The sequence below is a fragment of the Paenibacillus sp. LPE1-1-1.1 genome (assembly GCF_040676435.1).
In the GTDB taxonomy this organism is placed as follows: Bacteria; Bacillota; Bacilli; order Paenibacillales; family Paenibacillaceae; genus Pristimantibacillus.
The window spans coordinates 1,813,434-1,838,247 of the sequence record NZ_JBEGHY010000001.1 but is presented as its reverse complement, the minus strand read 5'-3'; the positions used below and the strand labels follow the sequence as shown (position 1 = coordinate 1,838,247).

General features: G+C 53.0%; 17 protein-coding genes. 15 read left to right on the top strand and 2 right to left on the bottom strand.

The annotated features are described in order from the left end of the window. Positions 1-11 precede the first annotated feature (11 nt). From MRBLPE1_RS07975 to MRBLPE1_RS07910, 14 genes are all read left to right on the top strand, one after another. Positions 12-1,724 (top strand): phage tail sheath family protein, encoded by a 1,713-nt coding sequence (locus MRBLPE1_RS07975; protein WP_364143742.1) that lies wholly within the window; start codon positions 12-14, stop codon positions 1,722-1,724. Positions 1,725-1,762: 38 nt separating this feature from the next. Next, positions 1,763-2,197, top strand: coding sequence for a phage tail protein (locus MRBLPE1_RS07970; protein WP_065386021.1), 435 nt, complete (start codon positions 1,763-1,765; stop codon positions 2,195-2,197). Between the two features lie 127 nt (positions 2,198-2,324). After that, positions 2,325-2,705, top strand: coding sequence for a phage tail assembly protein (locus tag MRBLPE1_RS07965; RefSeq protein WP_364143738.1), 381 nt, complete (start codon positions 2,325-2,327; stop codon positions 2,703-2,705). Then, positions 2,645-2,908 carry a DUF6760 family protein gene (locus MRBLPE1_RS07960; RefSeq protein ID WP_414698857.1) on the top strand — a complete coding sequence of 88 codons (264 nt, stop codon included), beginning with the start codon at positions 2,645-2,647 and terminating at the stop codon, positions 2,906-2,908. Before MRBLPE1_RS07965 ends, MRBLPE1_RS07960 begins: the two co-directional genes overlap by 61 nt. A gap of 9 nt (positions 2,909-2,917) precedes the next feature. Next, entirely contained in the window at positions 2,918-3,379 is a 462-nt protein-coding gene (locus MRBLPE1_RS07955) for a phage tail protein (protein ID WP_364143736.1), read from the top strand. Between the two features lie 121 nt (positions 3,380-3,500). Next, complete coding sequence (locus MRBLPE1_RS07950) at positions 3,501-7,415, top strand: hypothetical protein (protein ID WP_364143734.1); 3,915 nt, start codon at positions 3,501-3,503, stop codon at positions 7,413-7,415. A 27-nt stretch (positions 7,416-7,442) separates the two neighbouring features. Continuing rightward, complete coding sequence (locus MRBLPE1_RS07945) at positions 7,443-8,069, top strand: CIS tube protein (RefSeq protein WP_364143732.1); 627 nt, start codon at positions 7,443-7,445, stop codon at positions 8,067-8,069. Between the two features lie 4 nt (positions 8,070-8,073). Continuing rightward, complete coding sequence (locus MRBLPE1_RS07940) at positions 8,074-9,159, top strand: phage late control D family protein (RefSeq protein WP_364143729.1); 1,086 nt, start codon at positions 8,074-8,076, stop codon at positions 9,157-9,159. Beyond that, positions 9,156-9,884, top strand: a complete 729-nt coding sequence (locus MRBLPE1_RS07935) for a phage baseplate assembly protein V (RefSeq protein ID WP_364143726.1) — start codon at positions 9,156-9,158, stop codon at positions 9,882-9,884. Before MRBLPE1_RS07940 ends, MRBLPE1_RS07935 begins: the two co-directional genes overlap by 4 nt. A 21-nt stretch (positions 9,885-9,905) precedes the next feature. Continuing rightward, a complete protein-coding gene (locus MRBLPE1_RS07930) occupies positions 9,906-10,307 on the top strand; it encodes a GPW/gp25 family protein (protein ID WP_364143723.1) in 402 nt (133 codons plus the stop codon). Positions 10,308-10,327: 20 nt separating this feature from the next. Further along, positions 10,328-13,420: a baseplate J/gp47 family protein gene (locus MRBLPE1_RS07925; RefSeq protein WP_364144554.1), complete on the top strand. Its 3,093-nt coding sequence runs from the start codon at positions 10,328-10,330 to the stop codon at positions 13,418-13,420. A 63-nt stretch (positions 13,421-13,483) separates the two neighbouring features. Further along, a complete protein-coding gene (locus MRBLPE1_RS07920) occupies positions 13,484-15,748 on the top strand; it encodes a putative baseplate assembly protein (RefSeq protein ID WP_364143720.1) in 2,265 nt (754 codons plus the stop codon). Positions 15,749-15,781: 33 nt separating this feature from the next. After that, positions 15,782-17,887 (top strand): phage tail protein, encoded by a 2,106-nt coding sequence (locus MRBLPE1_RS07915; RefSeq protein WP_364143718.1) that lies wholly within the window; start codon positions 15,782-15,784, stop codon positions 17,885-17,887. A gap of 26 nt (positions 17,888-17,913) precedes the next feature. Beyond that, the gene (locus tag MRBLPE1_RS07910; RefSeq protein ID WP_364143716.1) at positions 17,914-19,584 is read left to right on the top strand and encodes a hypothetical protein; all 1,671 of its coding nucleotides are present in this window, start codon (positions 17,914-17,916) and stop codon (positions 19,582-19,584) included. 58 nt (positions 19,585-19,642) lie between these two features. Here the strand turns inward: MRBLPE1_RS07910 and MRBLPE1_RS07905 are convergent, their stop codons facing one another. Further along, the gene (locus tag MRBLPE1_RS07905; RefSeq protein ID WP_364143713.1) at positions 19,643-21,463 is read right to left on the bottom strand and encodes a hypothetical protein; all 1,821 of its coding nucleotides are present in this window, start codon (positions 21,461-21,463) and stop codon (positions 19,643-19,645) included. Position 21,464: 1 nt separating this feature from the next. Further along, positions 21,465-21,851, bottom strand: a complete 387-nt coding sequence (locus MRBLPE1_RS07900) for a DUF4280 domain-containing protein (RefSeq protein WP_364143710.1) — start codon at positions 21,849-21,851, stop codon at positions 21,465-21,467. A 224-nt stretch (positions 21,852-22,075) separates the two neighbouring features. Between MRBLPE1_RS07900 and MRBLPE1_RS07895 the strand changes: the two genes are divergently transcribed. Further along, complete coding sequence (locus tag MRBLPE1_RS07895) at positions 22,076-24,808, top strand: adenylate/guanylate cyclase domain-containing protein (RefSeq protein ID WP_364143707.1); 2,733 nt, start codon at positions 22,076-22,078, stop codon at positions 24,806-24,808. Positions 24,809-24,814 lie beyond the last annotated feature (6 nt).

Here is a 24,814-nt window from a genome sequence, read left to right as displayed (position 1 = left end):
GGAGATCACACATGGCTGAGTATTTATCGCCAGGCGTCTATGTGGAGGAATTCGAGAGCGGCGCCAAACCGCTGGAGGGTGTTAGTACAAGCACAGCGGGCTTTATCGGTCTTGCTGCTCGCGGACCAGTCGAAGGATTGCCGCAGCTTATTACGAGCCCGGCAGATTTTGGACGCGTATACGGTTCCTATTTATCCGAAAATGCTTTCGGCTCATACCGTTTTCTTGCTTATGCCGTTAACCAGTTTTTCACGAACGGAGGCTCCCGCTGCTATATTACCCGGGTAGCGCCGTCGGATGCAAAAACCGCTTCTAACGAAGCGCAAAAGGATGCTGTTCTCTCTATCGCCGCTAAGAACCCGGGCGCTTGGGGAAATCAGGTCCGTGCGGTTATCGTGCCTGCAAGCAAAGCCAAAACACCGATTTTTGAAGCAAGCGAGGGCAATCGTTACCGCGTGAAAAACGCAGCAGGCTTCTATGCTGGCGATGTCGTTGTCTTCACAAACGGAACGGAGAAGCAATACAACCGAATCGTATCCGTGCATGATCAAGTCATTGAGCTTGCGGATGCGCTTAAAGGCGACGTTGTTGATACTGCGCTTGTTCCAACCAAAGTACTTAGCACATCGGAGTTTACTCTGAACGTGCTTTACGGCACAGAGTCGGAAACCTACGAGAAGGCATCGCTTAACCCAGAGGCGCCGAACTATGTAGAGAAGCTGATCTCGCGTTCTAATATCGTTGAGGTGCAAGTGCTGAAGGTATCGGATGCCAGCGTTGCTCCGCTTGAGCAAATTGCAGGCTCCGAGACGGCCGCATTTGAAATTTTGCTCTCGGGCGGAAGCGACGGTACGGCAGCAAGCCTATCGGCTGCCGATTTTATCGGCGAAGACTTCGGTCCAGGCAAAAGAACGGGTATTCAATCATTTATCGATAACGATGTTGTCAGCATTATGGCGATTCCGGGGGTAACTGACCCGAACGTCCAGCTGTCGCTCGTTGCGCATTGCGAAATTTTGGGAAGCCGCTTCGCGATTCTCGATCTTCCACGCGAGGCGACGAAAGTTCAGGATGTACTCGCTCATCGCGATCTATTTGATTCGAGCTACTGCGCATTGTACAATCCGTGGCTGCAAGTGTTCGATCCGCTCGACAAACGCAACATTTTCGTACCGCCGTCCGGTACGATCGCAGGGGTTTACTCCCGTTCGGATACAACGCGCGGCGTGCAAAAAGCTCCGGCAAACGAAACGCTTCGCGGCGTAGTCGGCCTGGATGTGCAATACAACAACGGCGAGCAGGATATTCTTAACCCTGCGGGCGTCAACCTGATCCGCGCGTTTACCGGCCAAGGCATCCGCGTATGGGGTGCACGTACATGCTCGTCCAATTCGCTATGGAAATACATCAACGTGCGCCGTTTGTTTATTTTCATCGAGGGCTCCATCAAAAACGGTTCAAGCTGGGTCGTATTCGAACCGAATACCGAGCAGCTATGGGCCCGCGTACAGCGTACGATCGATGCTTTCTTGACACGCGTATGGCGTGACGGCGCTTTGTCGGGTACAAGCCCGTCAGAAGCTTTTTATATTGAAATCGGACGTTCCACGATGACGCAGGACGACATCGATAACGGACGATTGGTTTGCGTAATCGGCGTAGCGCCGGTGAAACCAGCTGAATTTGTCGTGTTCCGCATCACCCAGAAGACAGGCTCGGAATAATAATTAGCTTCCATATCGAATAACGGAAGGGGATCCACATGCCAGGAGATCGTATTGATCCATATCGCAATTTTAGATTTCGTGTAGAAGTAGAAGGTCTTGAGCAAGCAGGATTTAGCGAGGTTTCCGGTTTCGAGGCAACCTTTGATGTCGTCGAGTACCGCGAGGGCAATGAGGTTATTACGCCCCGCAAGCTTCCAGGCTTGATTAAATACGGCAACATCTCGTTGAAATGGGGCACGACGGAATCCATGGAGCTTTACGAATGGCTTCAAGAATGCGCAGAAGGCACGATTGAGCGTAAAACCATTACGATTATCGCGCTTGATGAAGAAGGCGAAGACGTGGCTACATGGCAGGTTATCGAAGCTTGGCCGGTAAAATATACCGCGCCTACCTTTAACGGTACCGGCAATGAGGTTGCGCTTGAGCTGATTGAATTCGCGCATGAAGGCTTGACGCGCACCGCGTAAGACAGAGCAGCAAAGCTTGTTTTTTGGCGAACAAGGGATGGCGGCGGGCGAGGAATCGTACGCTCCTCTCTTGTTTTCCTCATTTTTAAAAGTAGAAGCCACAGGAAATGATTGGAGTGATGCAGCAATGGCATTTCAAACGGAATACGAATTTGAATTACCCCGCGGCTACGTGGATGATCAAGGCAATTTGCACCGTCGCGGAGTCATGCGGCTCGCAACGGCAGCAGACGAGATTTTACCGATGAAGGACCCGAGGGTTCAGTCCAATCCGAGCTATCTGACGGTTATTTTGATGGCGAGAGTCGTTACGAGGCTGGGCGACGTGAGGCATATCGATACGAAGCTGATCGAGAAAATGTTCACGGCCGATCTTGCTTACCTGCAAAATTTGTATCGCCAAATTAACGATTTAGAAGCGCCTAAGGTGCTTACCGCTTGTCCGAAATGCGATCACGAGTTCGAGGTGGCTGTCGATTTTTTGTCCTTAACGGAAGCTCTCTCTTAGGTTACCCGGTTGACCGGCTGTACGAGGAGGTGGGCTTCGTCGCTTATTATTTCCATTGGTCGCATGACGATATCATGAACATGGAGCATGCCGAGCGCCGCCGATGGTGCGATGAAATCTCTAAAATCAACCGCAAGATGAATGATGATACGACGGATAGCAGCGGCAAGAAAAACATTTTCGACGTTTTTGGAAAGAGGTGACGCTGTGCTATGGCAGTCATGAAGGGGCAAGAGAAAGGTCGCTTTCACGATGTAGCGACAACGTTCAAATTTTGGGTAGAGCTCGACGACATCTTCGTGGCAGGCTTCTCCGAGGTATCGGGGCTGGAGGCGGAGACGGAAATTGAGGAATACCGCGAAGGCGGAGTGAACGGTTACGTTCATAAGCTGCCTAAGGGCGTTCGGTTTCCGAATCTCGTATTGCGTAAAGGCATGACCAAATCACCGGCGCTTTGGAGCTGGTATGAAAGCACCATCGATGGAACGATTGACCGCAAGACCGGCGCGATTGTGCTGCAATCCGCAGACGGAACGGAGTTTGGACGCTGGAGCTTTTTTGACGCCTATCCGGTAAAATGGACGGGCCCGCAGCTTAATGCCAGTACGAGCGACGTAGCCGTTGAAACGATTGAAATTATCCATAGCGGCTTGTATGGCGATTTTCAGGCGTGAGGCATAGAGGTTTAGGATGGAGTTTTTTTAAACTTAGTTTTGCGCGCAATTAAAAAGCAATTATTCCATTTGATGGATGCGGCGCGTATTTCATTTGAATTCGAATAGGAGGATGCATCGGATGAAACGTATAGCGGACCGTACGGGAAAAGCTGTGACACAACAATCGACGTCGGTTCAGCCGTTTGCCGGAGGCATCTTAAATAAATATAAAACTAGCGCGGGACGCAATAAGTTTGAGCGGGCTGCCATGTCGCATGTGTTAAAAAGCCAACCCAGCATTACGCAGCAAACCTTACATATCCAAGTGTTGGCGCCAAAGCCCGCGGAGCCAAAGCAGAGCAGCAAAAAGAAAGCTTTGCCAAGCTCGGAGCGCAGGACCGAACAGATGATCGAACGCGAGCGAGTGACGGTAGAGCGTGAAAAAATCGTGTTCCGTGACGTGACGCATGTCATAAAGGAACAAAGAACAATAAGAGAAATAGCAATGACGCAGCCTGCCGCCAGTGACGGTACGGGCAAGGGGAAACGAAGCTTGACCAGCACCAAGCTACTGGAGGCTAAAGTACAGAGCAGCGCCAAACAGTTGAATAAAACGGTCCAAAGCAGCAAACAGCAGGCGGAGAAATCCGTTGATATAAGCAATAAGCAGTTGAAAAAGGCTGTTCAGAGCATAAACAAGCAAGCGGAAAAGAATACCGTTAGCAGCCAGAAGCACCGTAACGAGAACGGTCAAAACAGCAATAAGCAGACATCAGGAAAATCGACAGAGCGCATTATAGTGCAGCGTGACAAGATTAACAGCAGCAAGGGGAATTCGGAAAAACCTCTGCAGGGCGATAGCAGCCCGGCAAAGGTGAAACGTGAATTATGGCAGGGAACGATACCGCAAACAGCCGGCATGCCGATCAAAGCATGGAAGGCAGAGCTGCAAGCGGATTATTATAAATGGCTGCAAGCGAGGCTTCAGCCGGGCATTGTCATACAATCGATTCGCCGTCTGGAGGAGCTTAGAAAACCTCTGGCGAAGGAACGGGTACAGCTTTTGCCAGCCACCGGCAAAGGTTCGGCTTCCCGAAACTCGGCGCTGCGGCTTACGAATGCAAGGCGTGCTGCGAATCGGCAGGAACAGCCGGCCGAGGCAGTAAGGCAGGAAGCGGAGCGAAGCGCCGCGACTGCGGGTTTGGAGCAGCGCGAGGCGGCGAAGCGGGCCGAAGCAGTGAGGCAGGAAGCGGAGCGAAGCGCCGCGACTGCGGGTTTGGAGCAGCGCGAGGCGGCGAAGCGGGCCGAAGCAGTGAGGCAGGAAGCGGAGCGAAGCGCCGCGGCTGCGGGTTTGGAGCAGCGCGAGGCGGCGAAGCGGGCCGAGGCAGTGAGGCAGGAAGCGGAGCGAAGCGCCGCGAGCGCGGGTTTGGAGCAGCGCGAGGCAGCGAAGCGGGCCGAAGCCGTGAGGCAGGAAGCGGAGCGAAGCGCCGCGGCTGCGGGTTTGGAGCAGCGCGAGGCGGCGAAGCGGGCCGAGGCCGTAAGGCGGGAAGCGGATAAGAACGCGGCTCGAGCAAGCGTCAATAGAAGGCAAGGATTAGAGCATCGCAGGGATCATAAGCAAGAAGATGAACAGGTTGAAGCAACGGAGAAGGCTTCCGTGCAAGGAAATGAGCTTCGTGAGGGAGCAGCAGCCTCTCACTCGGCAACAAAAGCCGCACGTTCAAGCATTAAACCGTTTGAAACGAGCATCGCGCGCCAGTCCGGCAATTGGGTAATCACGGGTTCGGTAGCGGACCATAACCGGATTAGGCTTCAGCTGTTGACGCTGCAGCGCGAGCCGCAGTCTTTGGCAGATAAAGCCAAGCATGATGCGGGCACGAGCAGCATGGCGATTTCAGCCAAGCGCTTCATTCATCGAACACAGCGCGGGCAAGCGGAGCAGTCCATTGCAAGCGATCATTCACATACAGCAGTTCCAAGCAGGCCTGGCGGAACAAATTCGGTTTTGCCTGCAGATAAACCATCAAAGGTCACTGCAACCGCTGACGGATTTCCGGCAAGCAGGCAGCAGACCAATTCTGGCAACAATAGCAATTCGTCATCTAAAGCTGCAAATGTGCCGAAGGATCAAGCGAAGCAGCAGGGGCAACTAAAAAATAAAATGCCCGAAGCAGCGGTAACCGCTTATTTGAAAGCCGGCAACATCCGCTTTGCCGCAAAACCGGCGCAGCTGATCCTGCGCCGCTATGAGGAAAGGCTCTCGCAGCAGATTGCTGAGCCTCGCCTATCGCAGCTTAATCTGCAATCAGCGGCAGACAGCTTAAACCGTACGGCAGCATCGGAAATCCGGCAATTATCCGGCCTCTCGAGCAAAAATGCTGGTGAGAATACGGCATATCGCGGCCGCAAAGCTATCGTACATAGAAAGACAGCAGCTTCGGAGATGCCCAGACCAGAGAAGGGGCCGGGCCATTCCGGCGCGGCCGCTGCGAAATCGGCTGCTAAAGCACCAACTAAAGCATCGACTAAAGCACCGACTAAAGCACCGACTAAAGCATCAACTAAAGCAGTAGCGGAAGCCAAGCCGTTTACGAAGTCGCAAGCTAACATGCAAACGGGAGTGAAAACGGCTCCTGAAGCGGAACGGCAGCTTGCGGTACGCGGGCAATTGCTCGCCAGGGAAAGCGGCAAGAAAACAACGCTTTTGCGAGGCGCGCTAAAGCTCTCTCATAAGCGGCCAGAGACGAGCGGCTTAACGGGAAATGGAATGCCCCATTCTAAACGGGCAGAGACAGCCTTAGCTGCTCGGAAGAACGAAACGGCAAGTAATGGTTTTGGTCCAGCCAGCTATCATGCCCGGAGAAAAACCGGACGTCAGAGTCCTGAATTCGTACAGTCCAAAATCGTTCCGGCAGAACGGAGCATTCCCGAAGCCGGCAACCAAGCTGACCCATTTAAGCAAGCACCAGCATTGCCAAACGATGTTACGAGCGAGCCGATTCAGGCTGCAAAGGCAGTCTTGGTTCAGAGGGAGGACGCTCGGACTGAGCCGCTCATTGTCAGAACGGCTCTGAACGGTGCAGACACTGTGCAAGCAGCAGACGGACGGGCTGAACCGCCGGTTCCATCTCAGCTTCTAAAGGCAAAAGCGGCAGCGGTTCAAAGACAGTCTTTGGCTGCTTTGAACCGGGCTGCCTCTGCAGGCTTAGTCCAGCGATCCATGCGAGGAAAAGCAAGGAAAAGCGACAGCTTGGAGACCGGCTCCAAAGCATTAAAACGATCCGCGGCAGCGGCAGGCGAAGCAGCGACTAGGCAGTTTAAGCGCTTGGAGCAGCAAGGAGCTGCCACGGCAGCAGCCATATCATCCGCATCCATGCGGGCTTATCCTGCTCTAAGCGTGCAGAGGAATGTTTTCGCTGGTGCTGCGGAAGCAAGCCTGGAAGGCGGCTTTTCCGAGCGTACCGCAGCGCAGCCATCCAGCGTCAGCAGCTCAAAAGCAGCGGGCTTGAATCGGCTGGTCCAGAAAGCTCAACCAGCCGCTTTCTCAAGCAGAGGCATGCAGGCAGGCAGCCGGCTGTTCCAGTCGATTCAGCGGCGTTCGGCAAGCGCGAGAAGCGCTGCAGCTGCGCGGGTACAATATTTGACGGCAATGCAAGGCTTGACGACAGTCGTGCATGCAGGGGATGCCGGTCCAGGCAGCGCCGCTCAGACAGCCGGAGCGGCGAACGGGCAGGCCCGGCTAAGCTATGCAGCGGCCGCCGGCAGCCGCAGCGGGATCGGCGGAGCCCCAAACCAATCATCGGGTGACGGCGGCTCATTTCTGTTCGCCGATCGAGGCGGGATGCCTGATCTCTCTCATCATAAGCCGAAGCAAGCTGCCGTACAGGAGCCGCCTCGGCAGGTGAAGGTAGAGGCGCCGCGGGAGCTGGATCCCGAGAAGCTGCAAAAAATGATCATGAAAATTCCGCAGCTTCGTCCCGAAGCGATTGCGGATCAAGTATATAAGGCTTTGGAGCGGAAGATGAAGCTGGAGCAGCGAAGACGAGGCTACTAGAATGGCCGGATGAGGAGGGAATGGCGAATGGCATTAAGCAAAGCGCAGTTTTGGATTTTTCGGGCGAAAGAAACCGAAAAGGTAGATGTGCTTTTTAACCCGACCGATTACGAGATGGAGTCCGGCAATCAATATTCGGAGAAGGAGATCGCGGGCCTGCAAACCCCGCTCTCCCAATTCACGAGCGGCGACCGGACGACTCTGACGCTTAATTTGTTTTTTGACACCTATGAAGCAGGGATTGACGTACGTACCCATACCTCCAAAATCGTTGGCATTCTCGATGTGGATTCGGATCTTCATACGCCGCCAACCTGTAAATTCATTTGGGGCTCCCTTGATTTTAAAGGCGTAATCACGAGTATTTCGCAGAAATATACGATGTTCCTGGAGACCGGGGTTCCCGTTCGGGCATCATTAACGGTCGTTATGCTCAGCTCGCAAACGATGAAGGAGCAGTATCAAGAAATTCCGCGCCAATCGGCCGACCGTACCAAGCAGAAAACCGTCAAGCAGGGCGACCAGCTCTGGTCGATCGCTGCCGAGGAATATGAAAACCCGGGTGCATGGCGGCATATCGCGGAAGCGAACGGGATCGATAACCCGCGCATGCTGCTGTCCGGAAGAAGCTTAACGATTCCGAGATTGGAGTGATAACGTGCCTGTAAACTCCTTTGAGGATTTGGAAGCCAAATACGGCGACTTCAGCGCGCCCGAAACCGATATTTTAATCGAAGGCCAGTCAATCAGGTTATTGGATATGGCCATTGAATGGGTCGACGTGGAGCAAACGACGGATGCCCAGGCCGACATCGCGCGATTTTCGGTATCGAATGGTTACATTTGGAGCGAGTCCCGCATGCAATGGGTGGGATCGACAATTGCGGTGGGCAAGAAGCTGCAGATCAAGCTTGGTTATGCGGATAAGAAATCGCTCGTTTTTGACGGGATTATTACGGGCTATTCTCTCGATTTTCCGTCGAACGGCAGCCCGACGATTACCGTAACGGCAATGGACCGCTCTTTTCTCTTAATGAAAACCTCGCACTCTAAGGTATGGAACCAAATGAAGGATACCGATGTCGTAAGGCAAATTGCCGGTAATTACGGTTTATCCGTTGATCTGGACGATACGACGGTTACGAAAAAAACGATCGAGCAGATCGGGGTCAGCGACTATCATTTTATCCGCTCGCTCGCGATGGATAATGACCGGCATTTCTACGTGACGGCATCAAAGCTTTATTTTAAAAAGCCCAAGACATCCGGCGACCCGCTCATTGCGCTCAAATACGGGAAAAACCTCGTGCAGTTCACGTTAACGGTCGATGCTTCCAGCCAGACCTCGCAAGTCAAGGTCCGCGGCTACGACGTCGATAAGATGCAAGCGATAGAGTCGGTAGCAAGCTCTGTCACCATTATCGGCGGGAACCCGAAGAGCGGACCAAGCGTAGCGAGCATGCTGTCCACGCAAAAGATGGAGGTCGTTTACACGCAGGCCGCATCGCAGGACGAAGCGCAGTCTCTCGCAAAATCGATGCTGGACCGCATATCGCGCGAGCTTGTTATCGGACATGGCACCTCTATCGGCTTTCCCGAGTTTAAGCCGGGCGAATTAATTAAAATCGAGGGCCTTGGCAGCGAAAAGCTCGATCAGATCCTGCGGCTGACGAAGGTTACGCATCGGCTTGACGCAGCAAGCGGCTACATGATTTATTTTGAGACGGAGGGGAATGCGATATGAGCACGATGTATCCTGGATTTTTTGACCAGCATCAACGCTCGATGCAATCCGAGCAGCTATCCGGCGTATGGAATGCCGTCGTAACCGATAACAAGGACCCCGACAAGCTCGGCCGCGTAAAAGTGAAGTTTCCTCTGCGCGAGGGCGAGCTGCAGACCGATTGGGTTCGCGTCGCTACCTTAATGGGCGGAAACGACATGGGCTCTCTCTTTTTGCCGGAAGTAAACGACGAGGTTTTGGTAGCCTTTTTAATGGGACGGCTGGACCAGCCGATCGTTATCGGATCATTATGGAGCAAAAAACAAAAGCCGCCGGCGCCGAACGATAAAAACGATGTTCGTAAAATCAAAACGAAGACCGGGCATGAAATCACGTTTGATGATACGGACAGCGCAGGCACAATAACGATAAAAACATCCAAAGGCCATAACATCACCTTTGCGGATAAGGAAAAGACCGTTACGGTTGAAACGCAGGATCAGCAGCAGTCGATCAAGCTGGATGAGACCGGCAAGAAGGTGACCATCAAGTGCGGGACAACCTCGACGATTGAGATGAACGGGCAGGGCGATGTCAAGGTAACGGGCACAAAGTCGGTCACCGTAAAGGGCACGCAGGTGAAAGTGGAGGCGGATGCATCGCTGACGCTTCAATCAAACGGCATGCTTGAAGTCAAAGCTACCGGCATTTTGTCGCTAAAGGGCGCAATGGTCAAAATCAATTAATGCTAGAGGGGGCAGCAGCCGATGCCGGCATCGTTTTTGGGAAAAGGATGGAAGTTTCCTGTTCAGGTCGACGCGACTACCGGCCGCATTCGCATGGCGGAAGGCGAAGAGGATATCGAGGAAGCGATCCGGATCATTATTCGCACCTCGAAAGGCGAGCGGCTGATGCGTCCCGACTTTGGCTGCGGCCTAAGGGATTTTGTATTTGGCACGACGGATGAAACCTCGCTGCGGCTCATCGCAAGCGATGTGCAGGAAGCGATTCGGATATGGGAGCCAAGGGTGAAGGACGTAGAGGTTGAAGTAAAGCCCGATCGGCATAATAACGGCCGCGTGCTGATGAGCGTCTCTTATGCTGTAAGATCGACAAACAATCTATTCAATCAGGTCTTTCCTTTCTATTTGGAGGAAGGAACGAAATAACGGGAGCGAAAAACGTGACGATGCGCGGGGGAAGAAAGGGCGGTGACAACCGTCCGCCGAAAATAAATCATAATACGTTATCCTCCTTTATGGCTCAGCTTAAGGAGATGGCGCCGCATTATACGCCGGAATGGCGCTTCTCGCAGGAGGAGCCTGATGCGGGGACGGGGCTTGCCTATTTGACCGCCGAGATGCTGGAGGATACGGTTCATCGGCTCAATCAAGCGCCGCTTAATCATTTTCTAGCCTTTCTCGATCTGATAGAGGTGAAGCTGCAGCCGCCTCGCCCAGCCCGGGCTTCGGTGGTGTTCCAGCTTAGCGAAGGGACGGTTGATCCCGTTTATTTGCCGGCCGGCATCGCATTGACTGCGCCGCATCCGTCGGGCGGCGAGCCGCTCGTTTTTGAGACGGAGAAAGCGCTGCTTGCAACGCCCGCTAAGCTCATGGAATGGATCAACGTGCATCCGGAACGGGATCATATCGCTACGGCTGCGCTTGATTACGGGGATCGCTTGAAAGTCGGCCAAGCGGAGCCTGTCAGCTTGTTCGATACAAGCTCGAAGGCGAATGAGCAGGAGCATACGCTTTTTATTCGCCATGACGATCTGTTCCTCGTGGATCGCCCCAGCCGTTTTTATTTAAATGTTCATCATACCGAGAAACGTTATTCAGAGCCCGAGCTTGCCGCGTCGCTTGCTTCGGAATGGGTGGAATGGACATATCCCTGCAACGGGAAATGGGTGAAATTTGAATCAGCAACGGCTGCTGGAAACATGGTTATCTTACATAAAAAACAAGCAGGGAAGCTGGAGCTGACAGAGCATGAGGGCGTAACCGGCCGGTGGATCAGATGCACCGTGAAGCAGCTGCCGGGGAAGGCCTCCCCTCTTCTGAAGAAGCATTTGGAAATGGACAAAATCAGGCTGCGAGCGGCGCATGACGCGGCTGGCGATGACGAAGGCATTCAGCCCGGCGCTTTGTATTTTAATGACACGGAGCTGCTGAGCGATGGATTTTTTCCGTTCGGGGAGCATTTTGTCCCTTATTCGGTATTCTATTTATCCTGCGAGGAAGCGTTCAGCAAGCGTGAAAGCAAAATCAAGCTGACCTTTTCGGCGAAGGCGATACCGAGCCGGCTGCGTATGGCTCAGGACCCTGAAGTCAAGTGGAAGATGGTTATGCGGACCTCTGACTTCGATGAGAAGGACCCTCCGCGCGTATGCATCAGAAGCGTGCAATGGGAATATTGGGACGGAGGCAATTGGGCCAGGCTGCCGGGAAGCGAGCAATTTGGCACGTTGTTTGCGGAGCTGCCGGAGCAAAGCGATCGAAGCTTCACCCTTACCTTCGATTGTCCGGAGGATATGACGCAAACGTTCGTCAACGGCGCATCCGATTATTGGATCAGGGCGCGCGTGCTGCAAACCGATCCGATTATTGCCCCCGTGGTTGAATACATGTCGCCTTGGCTTGGGAAGCCCTCGCTTTCCTACGCACACGGCTCGCAATCCTTATTTATGCCGGAGCATGTGTATACGAGAAGCAATATTGACAACCGGGACCGCACTTCCTCCGCTCAGCAGGGAGGTCAGTGCTTCAAGCTGTTTGAGCCTATTCAGGCAAGCCATCCGGCCATGTACGCTTCATTTGATGCCGCTCCGGCAAAAGGCCCGATTCGGCTGCATATCGAGCTTGAACGCAGATTTGCGGTTCGCAGCCAGCCGCCATGGGTAGAATGGGAGGCGCTGTGCCAAGAAGCCGGCCGCCAAGTATGGCAGCCTCTCAAGGTGGCAGACAGCACGGACGCGTTTACGGTTAGCGGGGAGCTGCAGTGGGTAGGACCGCCGACAATGGCTAAGGTTCGTTTGTTTGGGCGCGAACGCTATTGGATCCGGGCTGTCAATCGTGACAGCTCGCTTGGAGACGCCTATCCTGGAAATCCGGTTGCCGCAAGCTTATATCTAAATGCGGTTTCCGTCAGGCAGCAAGTCAGCCAGGAAAAGGAGCTGACGATACCCTCGGACGGGTTCGTGCAGCTGGCTCCCGCTGCTTTTATCGAGGAAGAGGTATGGGTGGACGAATTGGAGCATGTTACGCCCATGGATCGAGCAACGCTAAGCGATTCGCAGCCTGATTATTATAAGCTGCAACGAGACGGCGATAACAATGACCAACGGTTTTGGGTGAGATGGCAGCCCGTGGCTTCGCTTGCGGAATCCGGTCCCATCGATCGGCATTATTTGCCTGACCATGCCGGAGGTACGCTGCAATTTGGCGACGGCGTCAGAGGGAAGCTGCCTTCGTCGGATACGGCAGAGACGGTGCGCGTTCGGTTTAAAACAACAGCCGGCGCAAGCGGCCATGTGGATGCCGGGCAAATAACGGGGATGGTGCTTCCGTTTGCTTTCGTGAGCAGCGTGAGCAATCCAGCGCCTTCGATTGGCGGTGGCGACGCGGAACGGGTTGAACAGGTTCTCGCGAGGGGACCGCAGCGGCTTAAGCACCGCGGACGCGCGGTTACGGCGAAGGATGTGGAATGGATCGCAAGAGAGGCGTATCCGCAAATTGCGAAGGTCAAATGCCTAAGCAACCGCAACGGACTGCTTGAACGTTCGCCGGGCTCGATGACAGTGGTAGCTTTTCCGGCGGGCGGCATAGCGAACGCGGCCCAGTTTCCCGAGCTTCGCAAAGCAGTGGAGCGTGAGCTTTCGCGAACGGCTTCCAATATGGTTTCTGTGGGCGGAGCCATACGCGTGATCGAACCCGCTTATTTGGAAGTATCGGTGAATGCGACGGTTGTATCTGAATCGGTGGACGAGCTGCTGCCGCTCGAGATGGCCTGCGCTGCCAAGCTTAACGCTTTCTTGAATCCGGTTTCCGGCAATGTCGACGGCAGCGGCTGGAATATCGGCGAAGCGCTGCATGTTTCGGTGCTGCATTCCCTTCTGCATGCTGTCCGTTCGCTTTTGTATATTGATCGTTTATATTTACATATCATCAAAATAGAAAACGGGATCAAGACCGAATGGGATCCCGCCCGGATGGACGAAGTCATTCACGGCATCGTCATTAACGGGACGCATACGATTACGGCTGTACCGGCCCCGGGATGATCGGAATCTTTTCCTTGCGGCCTTTAAACCAAATCCAAATCATACAAAGGAAGGAGAGATCCTATGCTGCCAAGGCTGCCCTTGGACGACCGTACCTATGCAGAAATCGTCCAGCAATCAAGAAGGCTGATCCCTAAGCGGGTACCGGAGTGGACGGACGAAAACGCGCATGACCCCGGGATTACGTTTATTGAGCTGTTCGCGTGGTTGACGGAGATGCAGCGTTATTTCATCGGCCGCGTGCCCGAGAAAAACAAACGCAGATTTCTTGATCTGCTCGGTGTCACGCCCGCGGATGCCAGCTCATCGAGAGCGGTTATTCAGTTTTCGAACGTGAATCAACCGTTAACGCTGCCGCGCGGCACGAAGCTGATGGCCGAGGACCAGATGTTTGAGACGGAAGCCTCCATAGCGCTTACGCCGCTCGCGCTGGACCGGATCGTTACCCGGACGGAACGGGAAGCAAATGACGTAACGGCCACAAATGACCATGCGAACGTCGCCTTTTATGCCTTCGGCAAGGATGCAAAGGCAGCCTCGAAGCTGTATCTTTCCTTCGATCGGGAGCTGGAGGCGCAGGAGCAGGTAACGATTAACATAAAGCTGCAGGAAACCGGCGCGGATAGCCATCAGGATTCGGAGCAAACGCTGGCCGTGAACCGCTCGGCGATTTCTCCCTCAGCACGGCTTTCGTGGAAGGCTTACTGCTTAGATGATGTGACTGGCGCAGAGGGTTGGATGCCGGTCGAGATTATAGAGGACGAGACTCTCCACCTGACGCTGAGCGGAAAACTAACGTTTCGTTTGAAATCGCGCATGCGCAGCGTAACGGTTCACCCTGCAAGCGAACAAGCGCGCAATTGGATTTGCGCGACGGTGGAGGAGGCAGGCTATGAAATGCCGCCCCGCATCCGGCAGCTTATGCTGCATACCGTAGCAGCCAAGCAGAAAAACACCCTAAGCGAAATGATTGAATGCCCGGTTAAAGGTGAACTGAATGAAGAAATACAGATTGAAACCTACTTGGCTGTTTTTGGCCAAATACGCGTTCAAGTTCGGGATGCAGACGGTGCTTGGCAATACTGGCAGGAAGCCGCTTCCTTTGATGCATTGCCCCAAATGGACCGTCCGCCCAATATCTATACGGTTATTAGGCATGAATCCCTTGACCGGGTCACGATACGGTTTAGCGACGGCTCATCCGGCGCGATTCCGCCCCCCGGCGAGACGGTAAGGGTTCTTGCAAGCGAGCCCGATTTCGATCTCTACCGGCAGATTGGACGCAGCAGCGGACTGCCTAGCCAGACGTTCGAGCTTTACCATTTATCCTGCAAGAAACGCGATGCGCTTCGCCTGCAGGTGGGCGAGCTGGAGCCTCAGGGCATTTACAAATGGCAGGACTGGACCAGAGTGGATGATTTTGACCGCTCGAAGCCGGGAGATCTTCATTTCGTATACGATCCCGTGAAAAGGCTCATTCATTTCGGCAACGGGGAAAGAGGTGCTATTCCGGCTGCGGGCCTAGACACGAATATTATGCTGACTGCGTGCGAGCTTGGCGGCGGCGACCGCGGCAATGTGAAGCCGCATCTCATTTCGGAATGGGTAAACGACACGCAAAGGGCTTTTCATATTAAGGTGGACAACCCCGGATTCGCATCAGGCGGAGCCGAAGCGGAAACTTTGCCGATCACGCTGCAGCGAGCGCAAGCTGAGTTAAAGCATACGTTCCGCGCGGTAACGAACGAGGATTACGAAACGCTTGCAAGAGCAACGCCAGGCGCAGCCGTCGCCAGAGTCCATGCGATTCCGCTCTTCAAGCCGGGACTGGCTGATTATCCGAGGGAAACAGCCGCTGGCCAAATTTCGGTCGTCGTTGTCCCCTATGGGCTGACCGATACACCGACGCCAAGCGCCGGATTTCTTCAGACCGTCAAACGCCATCTTGACACGAGAAGACTGGTTACGACAGAAGTGCATGTCATTCCCCCGGTCTATATTAAAGTGACCGTCAACGCCGTCGTTGTCGTGGAGCCGCAATTCGTAGATGAAGGCCAGCGGCTGGTTGAACAGTTGAAACAGCTGCTGCGTCCGCTTGACGGCGAGCATGGGGCGAAAGGCTGGGCCTTTGGCCGATCCGTGTATAAAGGCGATATTTACAGCGCGTTAAGCATGGGAAGCGGCGTCGTTTACATACAGGATCTATGGATTGACGCGGAGGGTCCGCATGTGAGGAAAAGCGCGGGTGGCGATATCATCCTGCCGCCGCATGGGCTCGTCTTCTCAGGTCAGCATGAAATTGAACTTATTAGTCGCACGCATCTGTAGCATCGCGGTAATCGGCTGCAAAGGAGGTACAGCATGAACGGACAAAACCACTTTTTCTCGATCAACCGCGGGCATGACTGGCAGCGCGGTATCAGTTATAATCTCGGGTACCACGCAGCCGGATACGGCGTTCGCCGCGATAACAGATATGGAATCGCAGGGACGCTTCTGCTTAATGAGCTCGCTGGCACGGCACCCGTGAAGGAGCTGGCTGTCTCGCAGCATGAGCATATGTATTTGCTGGATGAGCGCGCGGATTTATGGATTTACGACCGGCGCAATTCAGACCATAAACGATTGTTTACGCAGGGACACGGTTTATTTAGCGCCGATGCCAGACTGGCCGCCTCAGGCGACCTTTTATTTGCGGCCGACCGGACGAGCGAGAGAACGGTAGCGGCTTACCATACAGGCAATGGACAAACCATTTGGTCGCGAGTCGGGGAAGAGGCCGACGGCATTCCCCTGCATCCGCTTGCGATTGCGGCAGATAAACGTTATGTCTACGTACTGACGCCGCTTGAGCTCGACAAGGGGGCGGATGAACCGACGATTGCAGAAGGCGCGAAGCTGGGCATTGTCCAATTTACGCTTGGCGGCGCAGTGGCCGGCGTCTGGAGCGATCCGGGCTTTACCCAGCATGTTCGGGCGAAGCTGAGGCATTTGAACCGAACCTATTTTATGGCGATATCGTCTTCGGGCGAGCTTTATATATTCGATACGTTATATGCAAGGCTGTTCGGCTTTCAGGCAAGCGGGCGCATGAGCGTAAAAAGCGAGCTTCCCTCACTGCCGTATGCGGGGCTTTGCGTTGACAGCGGCGGAACGCTTTATATCGGCGATACGCGGCAAATGGATCAGGTAAGCGAGGATGACCGGTTCATTACGCAATGGAATGCCCTCGGCGAGACAATTGGGCGCGTGACGGGCTTTCGCGGCAAAGCGGATCAGCTGTTGATCGATGAAAAGGACCGCATGTACATCTTAAACGGCGAAGACGGAAACGTAACGATCTTGAACCTGCAGCCGCAGACGCTGCTGATGGAGGAAACGGGCGTTCCCGAGGGGGTTTGGCTTTCGCAGGCGTTTGACAGCGCAGAAGCCGAGACCGTCTGGCATAAAATGGCGCTTGAGACGTTTATCCCTGACGGAACGCAGCTGCATATTTCTTATTTCAGCCAAAATGATGACAGCTGCATCATTAACGGCAGGTACCGAAAAGTTGACGATTGGATTACGGATTCGACAATTCCTTACCGCGAGAAGCTGAAGGGGCTGGAGGGCTTCTGGTCGAAGCCCGTTATTAACCCGAACGATGCCTTGTTTTTTGGGGCAAAGGGCCGTTATTTATGGTTAAAAATGGAATGGATCGCCTCTGAAAGGTATACGCCTCTTTTGGAGTCGATGCGCATATACTTTCCTAGGGATACCTACTTGTCTTATTTGCCGGCTGTCTACCAAGAGGACCCGGCTAGCCGCGATTTTCTTGAACGCTATTTATCATTATTCGGCACTTTATTTTCCGGGATCGAGGAGGAAATCGAGGATTTATCGAGGTATATCGATCCGGAACGGGCAACAGGCGAGCATTTGCGCTGGCTGGCGACCTGGGTCGGTCTGGAAACCGATGATTATTGGACCGATGAACAGGTTCAAGCATTTATCCAGGCAGCGCCGGAGCTGTATCGTTACCGGGGGACGCGGCAAGGCTTGATGAAAACGATCGAGATTTATACCGGTATATCGCCTTTGATCGTGGAATATTTTCAAACGAAAGCAATGCGCGATAATGCCGAGCTGCGCCACTTGACGGATCAGCTGTACGGCGGCGATCCTTACACCTTTACGGTGCTGCTGAAGCCGGAGCAGGCTCCGACCGAGAAGCAGCGGGTCGTTATCGAGCAGCTGCTGGACGAACAAAAGCCGGCATTTACGGAGGCGAAGCTTGTGCTGCTGCAGCCTTGGATGTATCTGGATCTGCATACGTACCTAGGCATTAATACGGTGCTGACGGAGCCGTCCCTGCTTAAGCTGAACCCGGAACGAACGATGCCAAACGATACGTTGATCGTAGACGTCGGCATGGAGAAGCGCTTGGATGTGCATACCCGCTTAGAAATGGATTCAGAGCTGGAATAATATAAAAACGCGAAGGAGCGGTACAGGTGAAAAAATCGAGGCTGTATCCATTTGAGAGAAATCGTTATTTTTACGGGAAGCTGCTCACCGTGCGCGATTTCGAGTCGGAGCAGAAATATTTCAATGATAAAAGAAGGCTGCTGAACCGTTTGCTTTACGGCAGCGGCGTGTTATCCGGCATGCAGGTTGTAGCGGTGGACGATAAAACGATCTCGGTCGAAATGGGCGTTGCGATCGATTATATCGGACGCGAGCTGGTCATTCCTTCGCCGGTTACGCTGAAGCTGTCCATGATTGAGGGCTTCACGAACAATGAATATAAGAAAAATGTATATTTGTGCATCGCATATGACGAGAAGGGCAAGGAGCCCGTACATTCGGTCGGAAACTCGGCTATTCGCAACGATGAAGTAAGTGAGTATAACCGGGTACTGGAATCCTACCGTTTGTTCATTAACGAAGAAGCGCCGGCGCCCTCCTCGTTCGAATTCGTCCGCCTGCTCGAAAACGTGGTTACGATCTATGAGGACCCGAACGTTCGCATCACGCAGCGCATGCCTAAATACGTCAATGCCGGCGAAGTAGTCGAGATCAAGCTTGTCGTCGAGAAGACGCTCCAAACGCCGCGGATTGCGTTTCAATATGATTATGAAGCAGCAGGTTTCACCCCTGTCGGAAATGACGGTTCACGGGTCCAATTCGCAGAGCCTGGAGATGCGCAGGAAACGGAATATGCAGTGAGCTTCCATGTAAAGGCACCGCTGAAGGCAGGCGGCAAAGCAGAGCTTACCGTTCCGTGCCAAGCTGCAAAGCTGACAATTGGCGACTCGGCTATTCCGTTAGACACGAATGCGAAGCATACCATTGAGGTGTTGGACGAGCCCGTAGCGAACCGCATCTTAAAGGACTGGCATGAGCGGACGCTGGAGCAAGCCGTAGAAGGCGCGGCTGATCAAAGCATCTGCTTAGCCAAAATCAGCCTTCTCCAAATGGGCCCGACGTATATGATCGAGAAGGTAGACCGTGTTCCGTTTGACGAATACATTGAAAGCACGTCGCTGCTGCAGCGGTTATCGCAAACCTCGCGCGCTTCGTCGCTGCATAAGTTTTTTGCAAGCGCCGAGACGCATGATTTGGAATACGATGCAAAGCCGACACTCGACGTGCAGTATCATCCTGACCGCAATGAGTTTGATTTTAAGCTGGGCATTCCGCGTCCGCAGCATTTGTACGATGAGATTTCGACGGGCACTATGGAGGTAGCGCTTGAGTCTATTGGCAAAACCGGAGGCTTCTTCTTCTCGCGGGGCAAGAAAAACTACGTATCGGAAGAGATCCAGCACGGCTTAGGCGAGGGGCAGGTTTCCGTTGTAGTCGGTCTTGAAGAAATCGATCGATCGGTATTGGGGGATACGGCCAGTACGATGAAGAAGGTGTATCACGGTCAAAGCGACGTATTCAAAGGCACCGAATTCGAGCCGGATATTCCGAATGTATCGCTCGGAACCCTTGTATATCCCGAAAAAGGCACATTCCGGATTGGCATGAAGCTGCAGGGCGAAACGGAATCATCGGCATCTGTCATCGCGGTGCGCTGGTGGGCATTCAAGAGCTTGGGCGCTGCGCAGGCTGCCGTGCTTGCGGATGACCCCTCGGATTCAGGACTTGCAGAGGCTGCCGCATCGCAGCAGGAATAAGAAGGCAGCAAGCCAAAATAAAAGGCAGGCCGAGGATATTTCCTCAGCCTGCCTTTTCCTATGATTCAGGAACGATTTTCGTGATTTCAAGCCGTACAGGCTTGTCTTTGTTCATTAAGAAGGTAAGAAGCATGTCGTTAGATTTAAAAATGATGCGTGTGCGCCCGTTATCTAGTTTTTCTTTCGTTGAAGGCGTTTTGGCGGCTAACAAGCGGCTGTAGGTTTGCTCCATTATGACTGCATTCCAAGTCGTTAGCTGCTGTACATAGAAAGCTTCCGGATTATCCTCATCGACCTCTAGGACAAAAGTCATTTGGATGGCGCTGAATGTCAGCGTCTGCGGCAAAATGACTTCGTCCGCTAAGCCCTCCGAGGGAACCGTATCATTTGCGCCTTCTCCTGAAGCCTCCGAGTCCTCCGATTCCGCTGCATTTAAAGGCTTATCGTCAGCCAATGGAGCATCTGCATTGCTTTCAGACAACGTTTGAACCTCGTTTTTTTGAGATTCAGGCGTTGGCGTGACAGAAACGCCTGAAGCCGCTGAAGCCACAGGGGTAGCCGTAGGCGTTGCAGTTGGTTGAGCAGCCGTCGCTTCGGGCGATGGCGATCCAACTGCTGCATCGGATTCCGCAGCTGCATCATGCTGCAATTCCTCTGCGCCTGCAGCTTCGTCCGCCGCTTCTTCCGCAGGAGCGGGAGCATCCGGTGCGCCTAACGTTTCTTGCAGCTTCACGAGCGAGATATTCAAGAAGCCTTCCGCATACAGACTGCCCTGGCGAAAAAAGCCTTTATAGAGCGGTGCGCCGTCCGCGTCAAACAGTGTTCCAACGCCCTCGTATTTGCCGTTTACGAATTTGCCGTCATACATGATTCCGCCAGCAGCGTTAAAGACTTGACCGGTACCGTTTTGCTGTCCGTTCGCAAAAGAGCCCGTATAAACGACGGATCCGGTTTCGTTAAACAAGCTGCCGGCTCCATGGTAGCTGCCGAGCAGGAATGCGCCCTCGTATTTTACGAAGCCGGAAGGGAAATAGTGCTTGCCTGGACCGGAAAGCTTGCCCGCCAGGAAATTGCCTTCATACATAAGCAGGCCATTGCCGTCATATTGCTTGCCTGCACCCTCATAGGCTCCGTTGTTGAACTGGCCTTCATACTGCAGCTTATCCTTGCCGCTGTAGAGCTTGCCGTCTCCGTTATACACGCCTTTTACAAATGCGCCGGCATAGATGATGCTTCCGTCTGAGCCATACTCCGTGCCAGCGCCTTCATATGCGCCAGCAAGAAACTGGCCTGTGTATTTAGGTTTGCCATCCGGGTAAAACAACGTTCCTTCACCGCTGTATTGATCGGCGGCAAACGCCCCGCGGTACAATAGTACGCCTTTTTCATCAAATTGCTCGCCCGAGCCTTCCTTTAGTCCTTTGGCAAAATCACCCTGATATTGAAGCTCTCCGTTTGGATGATAGAGCTTGCCGTTTCCCGTGAATTGACCGTTTTCAAGTTGTCCTTCAAATAACAGCTTGCCATCCGCATCAAGGATGGAGGCAGGTCCCGTAAATCCGCTGTCCGCAGCGGCGGCAGCTTCCAGCTGAGGCGTACGGCCGAACCATTTGTTAATAAAGGCGGGCGGACTAATAAATCCGAAATAAACGATGATAAGGGTAATAACGAGCACCAGCGCGATGAGCTTCTTCGCAATATAGTAGCTGCCGATCCGCAGATAATTATTAAGCGAGCGAAGCGGTCCGAAAATAGCGGTGACCAGCCATTTACGCAGCGCGGCAAGCAAACGCTTAGGAAGTGTTTTGGCCCGTTTGAGCGGTGCGATAATCTTTCGCTTAATGGGTTTGATAATGGGGTTTAGAATTTGCTCGATCATGTCATGGCACCTGTATCGTCATTTGTCCGGGATTCACGAACTGAATGACGCCTCCCCAGTTACACATGCATTTGGATGAATTGTTGAGAGCGGGCATGTTCGCGACTAGAACCGTCGGCGATCCGGGTACCCATGGTGCGGCTGTGACGGGAATGCAGGGCTGAGGGGTAAGCACGCCGAGCGCCGCTGCCGTAGCGGCTGCCACCATTGGATTTGCCATAGAGTTGCATACGCCAAACGGCAAAATATTAACCATAGGCTTGTTATCCATAATATTCGCGATCGGCATCGCCGTCATCACGCGATTAGCAGGCAGCACGTTGAACGTACCCGGAGCTGCTCCGAAAGAGCATTGCATCGTGGCTCCGCCGCATATTAGTTGTCCCATAAAATTCCTTTCCGCGAGTGGGCAGGCATAAGTCTGCCCCTCCTAATTTCTACTATTTTAATAGTACTATAAGCCATAAGTACCATCAACAAAAACCTACTAAAATAGCTAACATTCGATGAATATCAACAAGTATTCTGATGCGAAATGGCTAAACATGTAGTACTATGGAAATAGTTGAATTTTGTAAGATGAAAGCGATGGTGCGCATGCGAAGGTCCACGTTGGGAATAGCTCTGCTGTTACTTATGGCAATCGGTCTCGGTTTTTGGCTTTATCCGAATTTGAATCACTTCCAAACTCTCCCCTATACTACCGAAAAACCACTAAATTATTTATCGAAAGCTTCCGCAGGACCGGATGGAAGCTCCATTGTGATCGGCGACTCCCGCCAAGAAATCGTACGGATTAACAGCGAGGGAGCGATTGAAGAGCTTATTCGTCAGGATGCGGGCGCAGGCAGCAGACATGATTTTACCGATATTGCGGTTGCGGATGACGGTACGATCTATGTTCTCGACACGATATTGGACGGCTATGGGCTTTATGTCCAAGAGGAGCGGATCGTCCGCTATCCTAAAGGTGAACCAAGCGGCACGCTCCTGTATACCTACAAAGGCAGCGGAACGAATAAGCGCGTTGGCCTGATTAAAGGCCTGCAGGTTGCAGGCGACAGCATCTACTTCTACATAAATGAAGATACAAACGTAAAGCTGCATCGATTGTCCGCGGCAGGGGGCAAGCCAGAGGAGACACTGGCATTCAAGCTGCCAGACGACCGGTACTTATCGGAAATCGTAGGTTATGAGCCGGATCATATCTACTATTCTACGAAACGCGGCGCTATTTTTAAAGTAAAGGCCGATGGAGCAAGTGTTTTATCTTATCCGCTGGAAGGGATGGAGCGCACGCGCAAAAACTTCCCGGAAGGTTTGCTGCTCGGCGTGAATGGCAGGCTCTATTTTATTGACCGTCTCGTGAATGCCGTTACGAGCATGAATGCCATTGATTCCAGCGATATGGTAACGGTAATCGACGAACCGGCCTTGATGGCGGCGGCGCCGAAGGCAGAAAGCCTGGATATAATGGATCTGACGATGGATACCACAGGTCGGATGGAGCTTGTTTTAGGCGACAGCATCGTCAAGCTTGATGGTGAAAAGAGCAGCGCGAGCGTACGGATGAAGCTTTCCTATGATCGCAGCTCCGTTGTAAAAGGATGGTTAACCTGGCTTGCGGCAGCAGCCCTGCTCGTTATTACGCTGTTCCTCATCCGCCTGTTTTACGTACAGGTGCTGGGTCGCAGAATCTCGCTGTTTTTCAAACAGGTATTCGCTATTGTGCCAATTTTGATCATTGCTATGATTCTATTGTCCAATTTCATCTATGACAGCTTCTCCGGCAAAATGGAGGAAGAGATGCAGAGACAGCTGTCACTGCTTGCGCGAAATGGCCAAAATATCATTAACGGCGATCAGCTCAACCGGTTAACGTCGCCCAATGACTATATGAGCAAAGACTATCAAACGATTCGCAGCAAAATGAATTTCTTATTTGAAAGCGAGGATCCGGCAAATCGCAAGGGCTTGTACAGCACGCTGTACAAATACGAGAACGGCGAAATTTTCATAATGATGGATGACGATGACGGCGTGAATATGTATAAGCCTTTTCCCGTTAACGAGCTAAACCGTCTCGTCGTCGAAAATGGCGAGGTCGTAACCGACCGCTGGGAGGATGCAACCGGTAAGTGGCTGTATGCGATCGGGCCTATCTACGATTCATCGGGCAAAATCGTCGGCGTCTATGAAACGGGCCGCGATCTGAATGTCCTCTATCAATCTAATCAAACCATATATAAAAGCGTAATACGCAATATTGTACTCATCAGCGTTGTACTGATTATTTTGGTGCTTGCCGTTACGTACTACCTGCTGTCATCGCTTCGCAAGCTTCGCAAAAGCGTGATGGAGATGACAAACGGCAATTGGGATGTGCGGGTGAACATACGCTCGCAGGATGAGGTAGGCGATTTAGGCGAGCAGTTTAACCGGATGGCGCTTCATATCCGTACTTATATCAAGGATATCACGTCCTTTAGCGAAGCTTCGCACCGCTTCGTGCCGCAGCAAATTTTCAAATATTTAGGCAAAAAAGGAATTACGGATATCCATCTTGGAGATCAAGTCCAGCAAAATATGACCGTTATGGTAGCGAATATCCGCTCGTTTCACCAGCTCTCGAAGCAGCTGTCGCCCAAGCAAAACTTTGATTTCATGAACGCGTTCCTCAAACGCTTCAGTCCTTTCGTTCGAACGGAAGAGGGGCTGATCAGCAAATATTTGGGCGCTGGCTTTATGGCGCTGTTCCCGGCACGGAACGAAGATGCGCTGCGCGCCGCCGTTTCCATACGCCGTGAGCTCGTTTCCTATAACGAGAGCTTAAAGGCATCGGGCTTCGCTCCCGTGGATCTCGGCATGGCCATTCATAAGGGACCGCTTATGCTAGGCATTGTCGGCGAGGAGCAGCGGATGGAGGGCAACGTTATCTCGGATGACGTGAACATTACCGCAACCTTAGAACGCATGTCGGATACAATGGGCGCATCGATTCTGGTAACGCGTACGTTCTATGACCAGCTTCGCGCACCGGAGCGCTTCCGCTTCCGCCAGCTCGGCCGGATCCGGATCGAAGGCAAGGATGAGCCGATCGAGCTGATCGATGTATACGAGGGAGATTCGGATACGGAGCGGAACTTAAAGGACCGTACGAAAACGATGTTCGAGAAGGGGATCGTGCTTTGCCAAGAGGGGCGCTTCTTCGATGCAAGGGAAACCTTTATCGAAGTCATCAAAATCAATCGATTTGACAAAGCGGCTAAGCTTTATTTCTATCTTTGTGACGAATATTACCAGAAGGGTTCAACAGAGGGCTGGAATGGAACGCTCGCTGTATAACCGTGA